Raw genomic sequence first — 15,616 nt, forward strand, 5'->3', positions numbered from 1 at the left:
ATGTCGAGGACGTACCGCGGCTTGCCGTCCGGTGCCGGACGGCCGATCCGCAGGCCCTTGCGCTGGCCGATGGTGAAGCCGCGCCCGGCGCGGCCCCTGCCCGCGGTGGCGGTCCGCCGCCGCGGCCGTCAGCGCGTGGCGGCCCGGGGGTCGGCGTACCGGCGGCGGCTGCGGAGCATGCCCTCGTCGGAGAGGGTGAACACATCCACGAAGTCGACCTGCTGGGGGCCGGCCCGGCCGATCGCGACCACGCAGTCGCCGGAGGCCACGATGCGGTCGATGCGGTGGCGGCAGCCCGGCGCGGGAGTCTCGGGGCGGGCGTCCTCGTCGAGCAGGGAGAGGTAGCCGTCCACATCCCCGCTGTCGAGGTAGTGGTAGGCCAGCCGGACATGGTCGACCCCGGAGTCGGTGACGACACTGCTCGGGAGCAGTTTCCTCGGGTGACGACTGTTCATGGCACGTCCTTTCGTACGACCGCCCCGCGGACGGGCGGAAGCTGCTGTCAGCGTGCGCCGCCCGCACAACCCCGGCCTATCGCCGTCCTATCGCCGCCACCGGTATACGGACACCGTTTACAACAGTGGAGATGATCAGGAAAACTGTCGGTATACGTGTCCTGCACGTCTTTTCGGCACGGTTCCTGTTGGTCGGACGTGTTCCTTGCTGGGAGAGACTGTGGACTTATCGCCCGGCGGGGATCACCGGACCCCCGACACCGTGGTCTTCCGTATTCTCGGGCCGCTCCAGGTACAGGGGCCGGAGGGACAGATACGGATTCCGCCCGGGCGTCAGGAAGTGATCCTCGCCGCGCTGCTGCTGGAGGCGAACCGGGTCGTCAGCACCGACTATCTGGTGGATCTGATCTGGGAGGACGAACCCCCGGACACCGCCAGGACCCAGGTGCAGATCTGTGTGTCGAAGCTGCGGAAGCTGTTCGGCGGCCCGGGCGTGGCCGCCGCCATCACCACCCGGCCGCCCGGCTATGTCCTCAAGACGGAGGACGGTTCGGTGGACGCGGTGCTGTTCGCCCGGTGGATAGCCGATGCCAGGCTGGTCGCGAAGCGGCCCGGGGGCGCGGCCGAGGCGGTTGAGCTGCTGCGGGCCGCGGGCGGGCTGTGGCAGGGGGACTGCCTCGGCGGTATCGCGAGCGACACCCTGCGCAGCAAAGCAAGACAGCTGGACGAGGAGCGGCTGACGGCCGTCGAGCACCGGATCGACCTGGAGCTGGAGCTGGGCCGCCACCACCAGCTGGTGGGAGAGATCCAGCTCCTGGTGCACGAGCATCCCCTGCGGGAGCAGTTGCGCGGGAAGCTGATGCTGGCGCTGTACCGCTCGGGCCGGCAGGCCGAGGCGCTGGACGTCTACCGGCTGGGCCGGGATCTGCTGGTCGAGGAGCTGGGGCTGGAGCCGGGCGGGGAGCTGCGGAGTCTGGAGTCGGCGATTCTCGCCGGGGAGGTTCCGCCGCCGCGGTTCGCCGGTACCGGGGCGGACGGCGGGCCGGGCCGGGCCCCGGGCACGGGTACCGGCACGGGCGACGCGGGCGCGGCGGATTCCGGGGGTGGTGCGGCGGCCTCGCGGGGGCCGTCGGGTGTCCCGGACGGTGCGGGCGCCCGCGCGTTACCGGGCGGGGACGGCGGGTCCGGGCCCGCGGTGCCGGGGGACGCCCCCCGGTCCGCGGCGGCGGAGTCCCCGGCCGTCCCCGCTCCCGTCCCCGCCGCCGAGGTGCCGCGCCAGTTGCCTTCCGACACGGCCGACTTCACGGGCCACGCCGCCCGGGTCGCGGAGATCGAGCGGACGCTGCTGGGGCCGGGCGGGCGCCGGGCGGTGGGGCTGGTGGTGATCGTCGGCAAGCCGGGTACCGGCAAGTCGACGCTGGCGACGCATGTCGCGCACCGGGTGGGCGAGGCGCACTTCGCCGACGGCCAGCTCTACTGCGATCTGCGCGGGACGAGCGGTGCCCCGGCGACCCCGGGTGAGGTGCTGGGGCGGTTTCTGCGGGCCCTCGGGATCCCCGGCCCGGTGATCCCCGAGTCCCTCGACGAGCGTGCCGAGATGTACCGGACGCTGCTGGCGTCCCGGCGGGTGCTGGTGGTGCTGGACGACGCCGCGTCCGAGAGCCAGGTACGGGCACTGCTGCCGGGCGGCGGAAGCTGTGCGGTGCTGGTCACCAGCCGGGTGCGGATGACCGGGCTGCCCGGGGCGCACCGGGTGGAGCTGGACGTTCTGGAGACCGACGAGGCCCTGGAGCTGCTGGTCCGGGTGATCGGCGAGGAGCGGGTGGCGGGTGAGGACGTCGCCGCGCGGGCGCTGATCCGGACCGTGGGCGGGCTGCCGCTGGCGCTGCGGATCGTGGCGGCGCGGCTGGCGGCCCGGCCGCACTGGACCCTGGCGTCGATGGTGCACCGGCTGGCGAACGAGCGGCACAAGCTGGACGAGCTGACGCACGGCGAGATGACGATGCGGGCGAGCCTGTCCCTGACGCACGACGGGCTGGGGCCCGCCGACCGGCAGTTGCTGCGGCTGCTGAGCCTGGCGCAGGGCCCGAGCCTGCCGGGCTGGCTCGCCGGGGCGCTGCTCGACGACCGCCGGCCCTTCCCGTCGGACCTGCTGGAGCCGCTGGTCGACGTCCAGATGCTCGATGTGGTCGGGATGGAGTCGACGGGCGGTTTCCGCTACCGCTTCCACGAGATCATCCGGGTCTTCGCCCGGGAGCAGCTGGCCGCGCACGACACCCCGGCGACCCGTTCGGCGGCGCTTGACCGGATGCTCGGCTGCTGGATGGCGCTGGCCGAGGAGGCCCACCGCCGGGTCTACGGAGGGGACTTCACGGTGCTGCACGGTTCGGCGCCGCGCTGGCTGCCGCCCGCGGCGCATGTGGACGAGCTGCTGGCCGACCCGATGGAGTGGCTGGACAGCGAGCACGCCCATCTGGTGCAGGCGGTGGAGCACGCGGCAGCCGAGCAACTGGACGAGGTGTGCTGGGATCTGACGACGACGCTGGTCACCCTCTTCGAGACGCGCGGCTATCTCGACCACTGGGAGCGGACGCACCAGCTGGCGCTGCGGGTGGCGCGGTCGGCGGGCAATCAGCGGGGCAGTGCGGCCGTACTGGCCTCGCTGGGCTCGCTCTATCTGAGCCGCAGTCAGTACGACGAGTCGCGGGCGGCGCTGACGACGGCGCTGGGGCTGTTCACCGAGCTGGAGAACCGGCAGGGGCTCGGTCTCTGCCATCGCGACCTGGCCCTGCTGGAACGTTTCGTCGGGCGCGAGTACGAGGCCCTGGAGCTGTACGACCGGGCGCTGCGGGATTTCGACGCGTCGGGCGATGTGGTGGGGCGGGCCATCGTGCTCACCCAGAGCGCCCAGATCTGGATGCTGCGGGGGCAGAGCTCGGCCGCGCAGCGCAGGCTGGACGAGGCGCTGGGCATCTACCGGCTGGTCGGCTACACGGGCGGCCAGGCGCGGGCCCTGCGCCGGGCCGGTCAGCTCCAGCAGCAGCAGGGCGAACTGGGCCGTGCGGTGGCGACGTTCACCGAGGTCCTGGAGCTCTGCCGGGACAGCGGGGACGTGATCGGGGAGGGCCATCTGCTGCGGGACCTGGGGCTGGCGCAAGCCAGGATGGGCCAGGACGCGGCGGCGCGGGACTGTCTGGACCTGGCGCTGGGCATCCGGGAGCGGATCATGGACCACGGTGGGGCCGCACTCGTACGGCTGGACCTGGCGAAGCTGCTCGCGTCGGACGGCGGGCCGGGTGACCGGGACCGTTCGCGGGAGTTGCTGCGGAGCGCGGCACGGGCCTTCAGGGACCGCCGGATGGAGCCGGAGCTGGCGGAGGCACAGAAGCTGCTGGCGAGCGGCTGAGGCGGTTGGGCGGCCGGGGCGCTCGGGGAGGGATCCGGCGGGCGGGAACGGGTCCCGGGGCATCCGGTCGGTGACCGGCGGTGCGGCGGGAGCGGTTCGGGGCCTTCGCCGGGGGCGCCGTCACGGGGCGCCGGAGGGAGGGGCGGGGACCGGGTGACCGGGCGAGCCGGTTGCTGCGCGGTCCGGGGCCGGGGGCCTGTCGTGGCCCGGGGCGGTTCGGGTGGTCGTCGGTCGCGGGTGTCAGTCCCAGGGGTCGTTCACGGCAGTCGCTCCCGGAGGTCGTGGACGGAAGGTGCGGAGGTGCGGGGCGAGCGGTGGTACGTCGCGGGTGTCAGTCCCAGGGGTCGTTCACGGTCACTCCCGGAGGTCGCGGGCGGTCGGGGCGGTCGTCCGTATCGGGGCTCAGTCCCAGGGGTCGTTCACGGCGGTGCCTCCCGGAGGTCGTGGGCGGAGGTTGCGGGCGGAGGTGCGGGCGTCCGTACCGGGCTCAGTCCCAGGGGTTGTTCGCGTGGGTGGGGGTGGGAGTCGGCGTGGGGGCCGGGGCCGGTCCGGCCTCCTGCGCCGGGGCGGAGACGGCGCCCGCCGGGGCCGCCTCGCCGGCCAGGGCCGCCTGGGCGCCGAGCAGTGCGGCGGCGGCTACCGCGGCGGTGACGGCGGCGGTGCGGAGGGCCTGGGCGAGAGCCATGGTCGTTTCCCTTCGGTCGGGGCGTTCCCGCTGGTTGCGGGGCGTTCCTTCGTTGTGGGCACCACGCTAGAAACGGGCGGAATCGCCGGACCGGCCCTGCTCCTATCGCCCGGCTATCACGGCGCGGGAGGGCGTACGGGACCGGGAAAGGACCGGGGTGCTCCACCCCTTGGAGCGGTCCGTTCCGCCCTCGCCGCAGCCCTGCCGGAAGCTCTGGTTCCGGCTCGGCGCGGGGCCCGCCCGCTCTCCGGCCCGCGAGGGCGCCGTATCGCGATGGACCGGCTCCGGCCTGCGGATTCCCGGCAGAGCACGGGGGGTTCGGGGCACCGGCCCGGGGCGCCCGGGGGATCCGCGGCGGCCGGCCGAACGGCCCCTGGAGAGGGCCGTGATAGCGGACGCCGTGCAGGCGCTCCGTACCGCCCGGTCCGCGGCCGCTTTTCCTTGCGCCGGGGGACGGCCACGGTCCACGGCCGGACCCACCGCCGTCCCCCGCGTCACAGCGGTCACGGATGTCCCTGGACCACCAGTGGCCCGGGGCACCGGCCCGTCCGGGAAAAGGGCCGGAGTGCTCCGCCGCGGCTCCGCGCCGCCGTGGTGATAGCGGACCGTCCGTCCGGCCGCCGCGCCCCCCGGGGTGCCGGGCGGCGGGGCGATGGTGACGCGATAGCGCGCTCCCGACGATGGGACGTATCACTCCCCATCCCCGTTAAGGGAGCACCCATGAACCCCGCGCACCTCGCAGAAAACGGCACGGATTCTCTGGTAGGAGCCCTGATACGGGCTCATCGGCTCCGTATCGGGCTGACCCAGCGGGAGCTGGCGGACCTGTCCACGATCAGTGTGCGGGCGATCCGCGATCTGGAGCACGGCCGCGCCACCCGCCCCCGTACGGACACGGTACGGCTGATGGCGGACGCCCTCCGGCTGGGGCCGCGGGCCAGAGCCGCGCTGGAGGACGCCGCCCGTCCGGGCCGTACCGGCAGAGCCCCGGCGGGCCCCCCGGCCCCGCCGAGCGCCCCGAAGCCGCTGGTGGGCCGGGAGACCGAGACCGCCACCCTGGTACGGGAGCTGGCGCCGGACGGCGGGGAACGGCTGGTGCATCTGGTGGGCCTGCCCGGTGTCGGCAAGACCCGGGTGGCGCTGGCCGTCGCGGAGTCGCTGCACGGCACCGGGATGCCGGTGCTGTGGCACGCCTTTCCCGGCGCGGCGCGCGAATACGTGGCGACGGCTCCCGGGCCGTGGGCGGAGCTGACGGACCGCCTGGTGTCGGAGCTGTACGCCGCCGGGTTACCGCACCGGGAGCCCGCGGGCGGCGAGCCCGCGAGCGCCCTGCTCGGCGAGGGGCCGGTCCTGCTGGTGCTCGACGGCGCCCCGGCCGGTGCGCCCCGCGCCGACCGGCTGACCCGGCTGCTGCACGAGGTGCCGGGGCTGCGACTGCTGGTGACCTCCGACGAGCCGTGGCAGGCCCCCGGTGAACGGCTCTTCCTGCTCTGCCCGCTGCCCGTGCCGTCCGCGAACACCCGGGGGGCGGCGGACGGTCCGCAGCCGGCCGGGGACGACCGCGAGCCCGCGGTGCGGATGTTCCTGGACCAGGTGCGGCGGGTGCTGGCGGCACCGGCGGTGACGGCGGCCGACCGGGAGCGGGCGGTACGGATCTGCCGGCTCCTCGACGGACATCCGGGGGCGCTGTCGGCCGCCGCCTCCTGGCTGGTCGTCTCCGATCTGGCGGCGCTCTGCGACACGCTGGCGGTGGATCCGGCGGCGTTCCTCGACCATCTCGGCGGCCGGGACGACCGGCTCCGGGACTCCCTGTACGGCCGGATCGGGCGGCTGCCCGGGGGGCCGCGCGCCGTACTCGGCGCCCTGTGCGCCGCGCCGGGCCCGGACTCCGTCGCCGACGGCTTCGGGCTGCCCGCGCTCACCGCGCTGACCGGCGGCAGTCTGCACGAGTGCGGGCGGCTGCTGCGGGAGCTGCTGCTGTCGGGGCTGGTCCGGGCGGCCCATGAGGAGGGCCCGGCCCGCTTCCGGGTGCCGGCGCTGGTCAGGGCGCTGGTGACCGGGGCCCCGGTGGACGCGCCGCAGGCAACTGCCGCCGTCTGAACTGCTCCCGGAGTGCCGGGACAACTGCCGCCCGGGGGCGGACGGCGCGGATTGGATGGGCTCAGCGAGTTCCCGGCGGACCGGGCCGGCAGACCGGACCGGCGGGACCGGCCGGGGACCTCGCAGTCGCACCGCATCCGCACGCCGAACCGCCGGACCGCTCCGCCCGTACGCGGGGCCGGTTCGCATCCGCCGAGCCGAGCCCGTGGCGCCGGCCCGTCCCCGAGGAGCGACCGTATGTCTCCCAAGGCATCCGTCAGGCTGCCGCTGTCGGCGGCCCAGCGCGAGATCTGGCTGGCCCACACGCTGGATCCGTCCGGCCGCCGCTACAACATCGGCGAGTACCGGGAGCTGCGCGGCCGGGTCGATCCGGAGCTGGTCCGGGCCGCGTTCCGGCAGCTCGCCGTGGAGACCGACGCGATGCGGATCCGGGGTGTCGGCGCGGACGGCGACGGCCCCTGGCAGACCCTGCACACCGACCCGGGCGACCAGGAAATGGCGCTGGTGGACCTCAGCGGTGCCGAGGACCCGGCCGCCGCGGCCCGCGACTGGATGGCGGCCGAGCTCGCCCGCCCGTTCGATCTGGCGGCGGACTGGCTGACCCGGCACGCCCTGGTGAAGGCCGGTGCGGAGCTGTGGTTCTCCTTCCACGGCTTCCACCATCTGGTCGTCGACGGCGCCTCGCGGTCCCTGCTGGGCGCCCGGCTGGCGGAGCTGTACGAGGACGCGGCGGCCGGGAGGCCGTGGCGGCCGTCGCCGTTCGGTTCGCTGGCGGAGCTGATCGCCGAGGAGACCGGGTACCGGGAGTCGCCGCAGGCGGCGGAGGACCGGGCGTACTGGATCGCGAAGACGGCGGACCCGCCGCCGGCCGCGCGGATCGCCGGGGGGCGCTCGGCGCCCGTACCGCCCGGTTCGCTGCCGTTCGTACGGCGTACGGTGACCCTCCCCGCGCCGTACGCCCGGCAGTTGCGGGAGACGGCCCGCGCGTACGGGGCGCCGTGGACCAGGGCGGTGATCGCCCTGGTCGCCGCCTATGTCCACCGGGCCTCCGGAACGGACGCCGAGGAGCTGACGCTGGCACTGCCGGTACGGGCGCGGACCGGGGAGACGGCCCGCAGCACCCCGGCAATGATGTCGAACATCATTCCGCTGCGGCTCCCGGTGCCCGCGGGCGGCACCCTGGCGGGGCTGCTGGGGGCAGTGGTGACCGAGGTCCGGCAGGGGCTGCGACGGCAGCGGACCCGGTTCGAGGAGCTGGGCCCGGAGGGCGCGCCCGGGCGGCCGCCGGTCTCCCTGCAGCTGAACATCATGGCGTTCGCACCGGGGATGCGGTCCTTCGGTGTGCCGACCACCCTGCACAACCTGGGGAACGGGCCGGTGGACGGGCTGGCGGTCGCGGTCTACGACCTGGGGCCGGAGGACGGGCTGCGGATCGACTTCGACGCGGCTCCGGAGTCCTGCGACACGGCCGCCGTCGCCGCGCACCAGGACCGTTTCGTACGGTTCGTGGGCACCGCGCTCGCCGCGCCCGAGGAGCCGCTGTCCGCGCTGGAGCTGATGGACCGGAGCGAACGGCGGCTGGTGCTGCACGAGTGGACGGGGGTGACGGCTCCGGTCGACGAGCGGCCGCTGACCGAGCGGTTCGAGGAGCAGGCCCGGATCCGCCCGGACGCCGTCGCCGTGGTCTTCGGCGAAGAGCATCTGACGTACGGGGAACTCGACGCAGAGGCCAACCGGCTGGCACATCATCTGCGCGCCACCACCGGGCTGGGCCGCGGCGACCTGGCGGGGATCCTCGTCGACCGCTCACTCCCCCTGGCCACCGGCATCCTCGCCGTCCTCAAGACCGGCGCCGCCTACACCCTCCTCGACCCCGACTACCCCGACCTCCGGATCGGCGACACCGCCCGCGACGCCGGAATCGCCGCCCTGGTCACGACGGAGGGCCATGCGCACCGGGTGCCCGGGCCCTGGCCGGTGGTCCGGGTCGACGCCGAGGCCGCGGCGATCGCGGCGCGGCCGGGGAGCCGCCCGGAATCGGTACTGACGGGGGACGACTCCGCCTGTGTGATGTTCACGTCCGGGTCGACAGGACGCCCGAAGGGCATCCTCTCCTCCCACCGGAACCTCACCTCCACCGTCACCGGCCAGACCTACTGCACCTTCGGCCCCACCGAAACCTTCCTCCAGTGCTCACCCGTCTCCTGGGACGCCTTCAGCCTCGAATTCTGGGGCGCCCTCCTCCACGGCGGCACCACCGTCCTCCAACCCGGACAACGCCCCGAACCCGCCCTCATCGCCCACCTCACCCCCCACCACCACATCACCATGCTCCAACTCTCCTCCAGCCTCTTCAACTACCTCACCGACGAACACCCCACCACCTTCACCACCACCCACACCGTCTACACCGGCGGCGAACCCGCCTCACCCACCCACATCCACACCCTCCAACAACACCACCCCCACCTCACCATCACCAACGGCTACGGACCCGCCGAATCCCTCGGCTTCACCACCACCCACACCATCCCCCAACCCACCAACACCCCCAACACCCAACCCACACCCATCGGAAAACCCCTCACCAACAAACACGCCTACATCCTCGACCACCACCTCCAACCCGTCCCCCCAGGAACCACCGGCGAGCTCTACCTCACCGGCCACGGCATCGCCCACGGCTACCTCACCCAACCCACCAACACCGCAACCCGCTTCACCCCCAACCCCTACGGACCCCCCGGCACCCGCCTCTACCGCACCGGCGACCAAGCCCACTGGGACACCCACGGCAACCTCCACTACACCGGCCGCACCGACACCCAAATCAAAATCCGCGGCTTCCGCATCGAACCCACCGAAATCGAAACCACCCTCACCACCCACCCCCACATCACCCAAGCCACCACCACCCACACCAACAACCAACTCACCGCCCACATCACCACCACCCCCAACACCACCACCACACCCCACGACATCCGCACCTACCTCCGCCAACACCTCCCCGACCACATGATCCCCACCCACATCACCACCCACCACCAACTCCCCCTCACCCCCAACGGCAAAATCGACAAACGCGCACTGTCCCGGTTCGCCCCTCCCCCGGCCGAGGAGAGCGGACGGACCGCCGGCACCCCGCTGGAGGAGATCGTCTGCGCCCTCTTCGCGGAGGTGCTGGACCTCGCGGAAGCGCCGTCCGCGGACGCCGACTTCTTCACCCTCGGCGGTCACTCCCTGCTCGCCGCCAAGCTCGCCAACCGGCTGTCGTCGGCGCTGGACGCCCCGCTGGGCCTGCCCGACGTCTTCCGCCGGCCCACTCCGGCCCGGCTCGCCGAACAGCTTGCGGAGCTCACCGGCCGGGGCGCCGCACCGGCGCCGCCCGCGGTCGCCGGACCGCGGCCCGATCGGCTTCCGCTGTCCTTCGCCCAGCAGCGGCTGTGGCTGGTGAACGGGCTCGAAGGCGGCGGTACGGCCTACAACGTCCCCCTGTCGGTCCGGCTGGAAGGGCCGCTGGACCCGGCCGCGCTACGGGCCGCCGTCCGCGATGTGATGGAGCGCCATGAACCGTTGCGGACCCGGATCACCGTCCTGGACGGCGAACCCTGCCAGCTGGTGGACCCGGTGGGAGCGGCCCCCTTCGAGGTGCGCGACATCGCCCCGGAGGCGGTGGAGCCTGAGCTGACGGCCGCCGCCGGACATGTCTTCGACCTCGCGGCGGAGGCTCCGCTGCGGGTGACGCTGCTGCGCACCGGACCGGAGTCGGCCGTGCTGCTGCTGGTGCTGCACCACATCGCCACGGACGGGCAGTCGCTGGGCCCGCTGTTCGCGGACCTCTCGGCGGCGTACACGGCCCGGCTCGCCGGACGGAGCCCCGACCCGGCGCCGATTCCCCTCGCCTACGCCGATCATGCGCTGTGGCAGCGGTCCGCACTGACCGGTCCGGTGCTGGACGGGCAGCTCGCGTACTGGCGGCGGGCCCTCGCGGAGCTGCCGCAGGAGCTGGGCCTGGTGCACGACCGGCCCCGGCCGCCGGTCGCCGGGGGGCGCGGCGGTGCCGTGGCGGTGGACTTCGGCGCGGACCTCGGCCGCCGGATCACCGGGCTGGCCCGCGCCGAACGGTGCACGCCCTTCATGGTGGTACAGGCGGCGCTGGCCGCCACCCTGACCCGGCTGGGCGCGGGCACCGATATTCCGCTGGGCTCACCCGTGGCGGGCCGTGCGCACAGCGGACTGGCGGGGCTGGTGGGGTTCTTCGTCAATACGCTGGTGCTGCGGACGGACACCTCCGGCGATCCGGAGTTCCGGGCGCTGCTGCGCCGGGTGCGCGATACGGACCTGGATGCCTTCGCCCACCAGGACGCCCCGTTCGACCTCGTCCTGGAGGCCGTCAATCCGCAGCGGTCACTGGCCCGGCATCCGCTGTTCCAGGTCTGCCTGGCGGTGGAGAACGGCCCGGCGCCGGCGCCCGGCTTTCCCGGGGTCCGCAGCGGGCCGGTCCTGCCGGTGGCGACCGGGGCGGTCAAGTTCGACCTGGAGTTCCTGCTGCACACGGGCGGTGCCGACGGCGAGCCGGACGGCCTGGCGGGCACGGTGCTCTACAACGACGACGTCTTCGAACGGGCCTCCGCGGAGCGGATCGTCGCGATGGTACGGCGGACGCTGGAGCAGGCCGTCGCCGCACCGGAGCTGCCGCTCTCCCGGCTGGATCCGATGTCCGCCCGGGACCGGCGGCTGGTGCTGCACGAGTGGACGGGGGCGACGGCTCCGGTCGACGAACGGCCGCTGACCGAGCGGTTCGAGGAACAGGCCCGGATCCGCCCGGACGCCGTCGCCGTGGTCTTCGGCGAAGAGCATCTGACGTACGGAGAACTCGACGCAGAGGCCAACCGGCTGGCACACCATCTGCGCGCCACCACCGGGCTGGGCCGCGGCGACCTGGCGGGCATCCTCGTCGACCGCTCACTCCCCCTGGCCACCGGCATCCTCGCCGTCCTCAAGACCGGCGCCGCCTACACCCTGCTCGACCCCGACTACCCCGACCTCCGGCTCGGCGACACCGCCCGCGACGCCGGAATCGCCGCCCTGGTGACCGCGGGGGAGCAGAGCGGACGGCTCAGCGGTCCCTGGGCCGAAGTCCCGCTGGACAACACCCCGCTGTCGCATCTCCCGGCGAGCGCACCGGACACCGTTCTCGGACCCGAGGATCCCGCCTGTGTGATGTTCACGTCCGGGTCGACAGGACGCCCGAAGGGCATCCTCTCCTCCCACCGGAACCTCACCTCCACCGTCACCGGCCAGACCTACTGCACCTTCGGCCCCACCGAAACCTTCCTCCAGTGCTCACCCGTCTCCTGGGACGCCTTCAGCCTCGAATTCTGGGGCGCCCTCCTCCACGGCGGCACCACCGTCCTCCAACCCGGACAACGCCCCGAACCCGCCCTCATCGCCCACCTCACCCCCCACCACCACATCACCATGCTCCAACTCTCCTCCAGCCTCTTCAACTACCTCACCGACGAACACCCCACCACCTTCACCACCACCCACACCGTCTACACCGGCGGCGAACCCGCCTCACCCACCCACATCCACACCCTCCAACAACACCACCCCCACCTCACCATCACCAACGGCTACGGACCCGCCGAATCCCTCGGCTTCACCACCACCCACACCATCCCCCAACCCACCAACACCCCCAACACCCAACCCACACCCATCGGAAAACCCCTCACCAACAAACACGCCTACATCCTCGACCACCACCTCCAACCCGTCCCCCCAGGAACCACCGGCGAGCTCTACCTCACCGGCCACGGCATCGCCCACGGCTACCTCACCCAACCCACCAACACCGCAACCCGCTTCACCCCCAACCCCTACGGACCCCCCGGCACCCGCCTCTACCGCACCGGCGACCAAGCCCACTGGGACACCCACGGCAACCTCCACTACACCGGCCGCACCGACACCCAAATCAAAATCCGCGGCTTCCGCATCGAACCCACCGAAATCGAAACCACCCTCACCACCCACCCCCACATCACCCAAGCCACCACCACCCACACCAACAACCAACTCACCGCCCACATCACCACCACCCCCAACACCACCACCACACCCCACGACATCCGCACCTACCTCCGCCAACACCTCCCCGACCACATGATCCCCACCCACATCACCACCCACCACCAACTCCCCCTCACCCCCAACGGCAAAATCGACAAACAGGCTCTGCTCGCCCTGCCGCAGCCCCGGCCCGAGACCGCCGGTGCCGCCGGTCGGCCGCCGCGGACCGCACTGGAGCGGACCGTCTGCGCGGCCTTCGGGGACGCCCTCGGGACCGATGTCCCGCCCGGCCCCGACGACGACTTCTTCGCCCTCGGCGGCCACTCCCTGGTCGCCGCCAGGCTCGCCAACCGGCTGAGCCGCGCCCTGGAGCTGACGCTCACCCTCCGGGACGTGTTCCGGCACCCGACGCCCGCCCGGCTGGCCGCGTACCTCGAAACCGGCCCGGCCGACACCACGACCGCCCCCGAACCGCGCCGCGCCAGGCCCGTCCTGCGCCGCCGCACCGACCAGGAACGGATCACCTCATGACCGACGGAGCCTCCTCCCTCCCCAACGCCGACGACATCGTCTGGGACCTGCCCGGCGACGGCCCGCAGCGGACCGCGCTGCTGGTGCTGCCGCACGCGGGCGGCAACGCCCACGCCTACGCCGACTGGCGCGAGCATCTGCCCGCGGACGTACGGCTGCTGATCGGCCAGTACCCGGGCCGCGGGGCCCGCTATGCCGAGGATCTGCCGGAGACCATCGCCGATCTCGCCGGGCCGGTGGCCGCGGCGCTCCCCGGGGACCTGCCGGACGATCTGGTCGTCCTCGGCCACAGCATGGGTTCGCTGGTCGCCTTCGAGGTGGTCCGGCGGCTCACCGCGGCCGGACGGCCCGCGCGGGCCCTGGTGGCATCGGCCTGCCGGGCGCCGTTCCTGCCGAACCCCAGCGCCGTGTACCCGGAGCGGCTCGACGACGACCAGCTGGTCGCCGCCATCAAGGAGCGGGGCGGCACCGACGACGGGATCCTCGACGAGCCCGAGCTGCGCGAGATCATCATCCCGTCGATCCGGGCCGACTTCGCCATCGACGACGTGTACCGCTGCTCCGTGGCGGAGGCCGTGGTGGACTGCCCGGTCACCGTCATCGGCGGGGACCGGGACCCCGTGGTGCCGGTCGCGGCGCTGGACCGCTGGGCCGAGATCACCGGGGCCGGGTTCGCCGTCCACGTACTGCCCGGCGGCCACTTCTACTTCCAGCAGCAGCTGCCCGCCTTCTTCGCCCTGCTCGACACCGTGCTCGGTGACGGCGCACGGCCCGCGGCGGGCGCTCCGGGAGAGCTCGCCGCCTCCGCCGCCTGACCCCGGCCGCCGTCACCCGGCCCGGCCCCTTCCGTTCCCTTCCCTTCCCTTCCCTTCCGCTCTCCGATTCCGCGCCCCTTCCGACGCAGAGGACTGCACCGATGACCACCTATGCCGACGCCCCCGTGCTGGGCGGACCGACCGTGATCCGCGAGCCCGGCAAGCCCGCGATCATGACCATTCCCCGCCAGGACTCCGCCGAAGCCGCGGCCGACTGGCTCATCGAGCACCGGGCGGCCGTCCAGTCGGAGCTGCACCGCTCCGGCGCGGTGATGCTGCGCGGACTGCCGGTCCGCGACGCCGTCTCGTTCGCCACCGTCCGCGACGCGCTGATCGACCGGCGCGCCGGATACAAGGAGAAGGCGACCCCCCGCACCGACTTCGGCGAGGGCGTGTTCTCCTCCACCGACCTCCCGGCCGCCCAGCCGATCCGGCTGCACAACGAGAACAGCTACACCCTGGACTTCCCCGGGTTACTGCTGTTCGGCTGCGTGACCGCGCCCGCGAAGGGCGGCGGCGCCACCACGACCGGCGATATGCGGGAGGCCCTGAGACTGCTCCCGGACGGGCTGCGGGCCCGCTTCGAGAAGGCCGGCTGGCTGCTCGTACGCAACTACTCCGAACTGGCCGGGCTGCCCTGGTACACGACCTTCGCCACCGACGACAAGGCGGTCGCCGAGGCCTACTGCGACGAGAACACCATCGGGTACGAGTGGCTGGACGACGACTCCCTCGTCACCCGGCAGCGCCGCTCGGCGATCGTCACACACCCCGTCACCGGGGAGCGGGTCTGGTTCAACCACTTCGCGTTCTGGAACAGCCGCACCCTCGACCCGGACGTCCGCGAGGTGCTGGAGGAGACGTACGGCCGGGACGGGCTGCCGTTCAACACCTACCTCGGCGACGGGACCCGGCTCACCGACGAGGAGGTCGACGCCGTCAACGCGGTCTACGACCGGGTGACGGTCCGCGAGGACTGGCAGGTGGGCGATCTGCTGCTGGTCGACAACATCCTCTGCGCCCACGGCCGGGAGTCCTTCACCGGCGACCGGAAGATCCTCGTCGCCATGGGCGAGCCGGTCGCGCTCGCCGACTGCTCCCCCGCCACCCAGCCGTCCACCACCGTCCACGGGGAGTGACCACCGCCATGACGACCTTGCTGCCCGAGCGTTCCGCGGCCCCGTCCCCCGCCCCGTCCGCCGCCCCCGTCGCGGTCCCGGACCGGGAGCCCCGCGATCTGCTGGACCGGCTGGCCGCCGCCCCAGGGGACCGTACCGCCGTGGTCGCCGCCGACCGCGAACTCGACTTCACCGCACTGCGCGCCGAGGCCGCGCGGATCGCCGCCGCCCTCGCCGGGCACGGCATCGGCCCCGAGTCCGTGGTGGCGCTCTGCCTGCCGCGCGGCGCGGACCTGGTCGCCGCGCTGCTCGGCACGCTCACCGCGGGCGCCGCCTATCTGCCGGTGGATCCCAAGCTGCCCGCCGAACGGCGCCGCTATCTGATCGAGGACTCCGGCGCCGACGCCGTCGTCACCCCCGGCACC

8 protein-coding genes and 1 pseudogene are annotated in these 15,616 nt (G+C 73.4%); 6 read left to right on the forward strand and 3 right to left on the reverse strand.

Features of this window, described 5'->3' with window-relative positions:
* A pseudogene (locus ACWDR0_RS32150) lies at positions 1–83 on the reverse strand (tRNA methyl transferase PRC-barrel domain-containing protein); the annotation flags it as partial.
* Between the two features lie 45 nt (positions 84–128).
* A complete protein-coding gene (locus ACWDR0_RS32155) occupies positions 129–455 on the reverse strand; it encodes a nuclear transport factor 2 family protein (RefSeq protein WP_456355349.1) in 327 nt (108 codons plus the stop codon).
* Between the two features lie 220 nt (positions 456–675).
* Here ACWDR0_RS32155 and ACWDR0_RS32160 point away from each other — a divergent pair, with 220 nt between their 5' ends.
* On the forward strand, positions 676–3,861 hold the full coding sequence (locus ACWDR0_RS32160; protein ID WP_456355350.1) for an AfsR/SARP family transcriptional regulator: 3,186 nt from the start codon (positions 676–678) through the stop codon (positions 3,859–3,861).
* 487 nt (positions 3,862–4,348) lie between these two features.
* Here ACWDR0_RS32160 and ACWDR0_RS32165 read toward each other — a convergent pair whose 3' ends face one another.
* A complete protein-coding gene (locus tag ACWDR0_RS32165; protein ID WP_456355351.1) occupies positions 4,349–4,546 on the reverse strand; it encodes a hypothetical protein in 198 nt (65 codons plus the stop codon).
* Positions 4,547–5,266: 720 nt separating this feature from the next.
* Here ACWDR0_RS32165 and ACWDR0_RS32170 point away from each other — a divergent pair.
* The 5 genes from ACWDR0_RS32170 to ACWDR0_RS32190 all read left to right on the forward strand — a co-directional run.
* A complete protein-coding gene (locus ACWDR0_RS32170; RefSeq protein WP_456355352.1) occupies positions 5,267–6,646 on the forward strand; it encodes an AAA family ATPase in 1,380 nt (459 codons plus the stop codon).
* A 237-nt stretch (positions 6,647–6,883) separates the two neighbouring features.
* Positions 6,884–13,258: an amino acid adenylation domain-containing protein gene (locus ACWDR0_RS32175; protein WP_456355353.1), complete on the forward strand. Its 6,375-nt coding sequence runs from the start codon at positions 6,884–6,886 to the stop codon at positions 13,256–13,258.
* A complete protein-coding gene (locus tag ACWDR0_RS32180; RefSeq protein ID WP_456355354.1) occupies positions 13,255–14,073 on the forward strand; it encodes a thioesterase II family protein in 819 nt (272 codons plus the stop codon). Before ACWDR0_RS32175 ends, ACWDR0_RS32180 begins: the two co-directional genes overlap by 4 nt.
* Before the next feature lie 101 nt (positions 14,074–14,174).
* Positions 14,175–15,212 carry a TauD/TfdA family dioxygenase gene (locus ACWDR0_RS32185; protein ID WP_456355355.1) on the forward strand — a complete coding sequence of 346 codons (1,038 nt, stop codon included), beginning with the start codon at positions 14,175–14,177 and terminating at the stop codon, positions 15,210–15,212.
* Between the two features lie 8 nt (positions 15,213–15,220).
* A partial coding sequence (locus ACWDR0_RS32190; RefSeq protein ID WP_456355356.1) for an AMP-binding protein occupies positions 15,221–15,616 on the forward strand: 396 nt, incomplete at its 3' end.

The sequence above is a fragment of the Streptomyces sp. NPDC003691 genome (assembly GCF_053981115.1).

What these genes read in the sequence shown, in the direction of transcription:
- ACWDR0_RS32155 (WP_456355349.1), bottom strand. Translation starts at nt 455, where the DNA reads ATGAACAGTCGTCACCCGAGGAAACTGCTCCCGAGCAGTGTCGTCACC.
- ACWDR0_RS32165 (WP_456355351.1), bottom strand. Translation starts at nt 4,546, where the DNA reads ATGGCTCTCGCCCAGGCCCTCCGCACCGCCGCCGTCACCGCCGCGGTA.
- ACWDR0_RS32170 (WP_456355352.1), top strand. Translation starts at nt 5,267, where the DNA reads ATGAACCCCGCGCACCTCGCAGAAAACGGCACGGATTCTCTGGTAGGA.
- ACWDR0_RS32175 (WP_456355353.1), top strand. Translation starts at nt 6,884, where the DNA reads ATGTCTCCCAAGGCATCCGTCAGGCTGCCGCTGTCGGCGGCCCAGCGC.
- ACWDR0_RS32180 (WP_456355354.1), top strand. Translation starts at nt 13,255, where the DNA reads ATGACCGACGGAGCCTCCTCCCTCCCCAACGCCGACGACATCGTCTGG.
- ACWDR0_RS32185 (WP_456355355.1), top strand. Translation starts at nt 14,175, where the DNA reads ATGACCACCTATGCCGACGCCCCCGTGCTGGGCGGACCGACCGTGATC.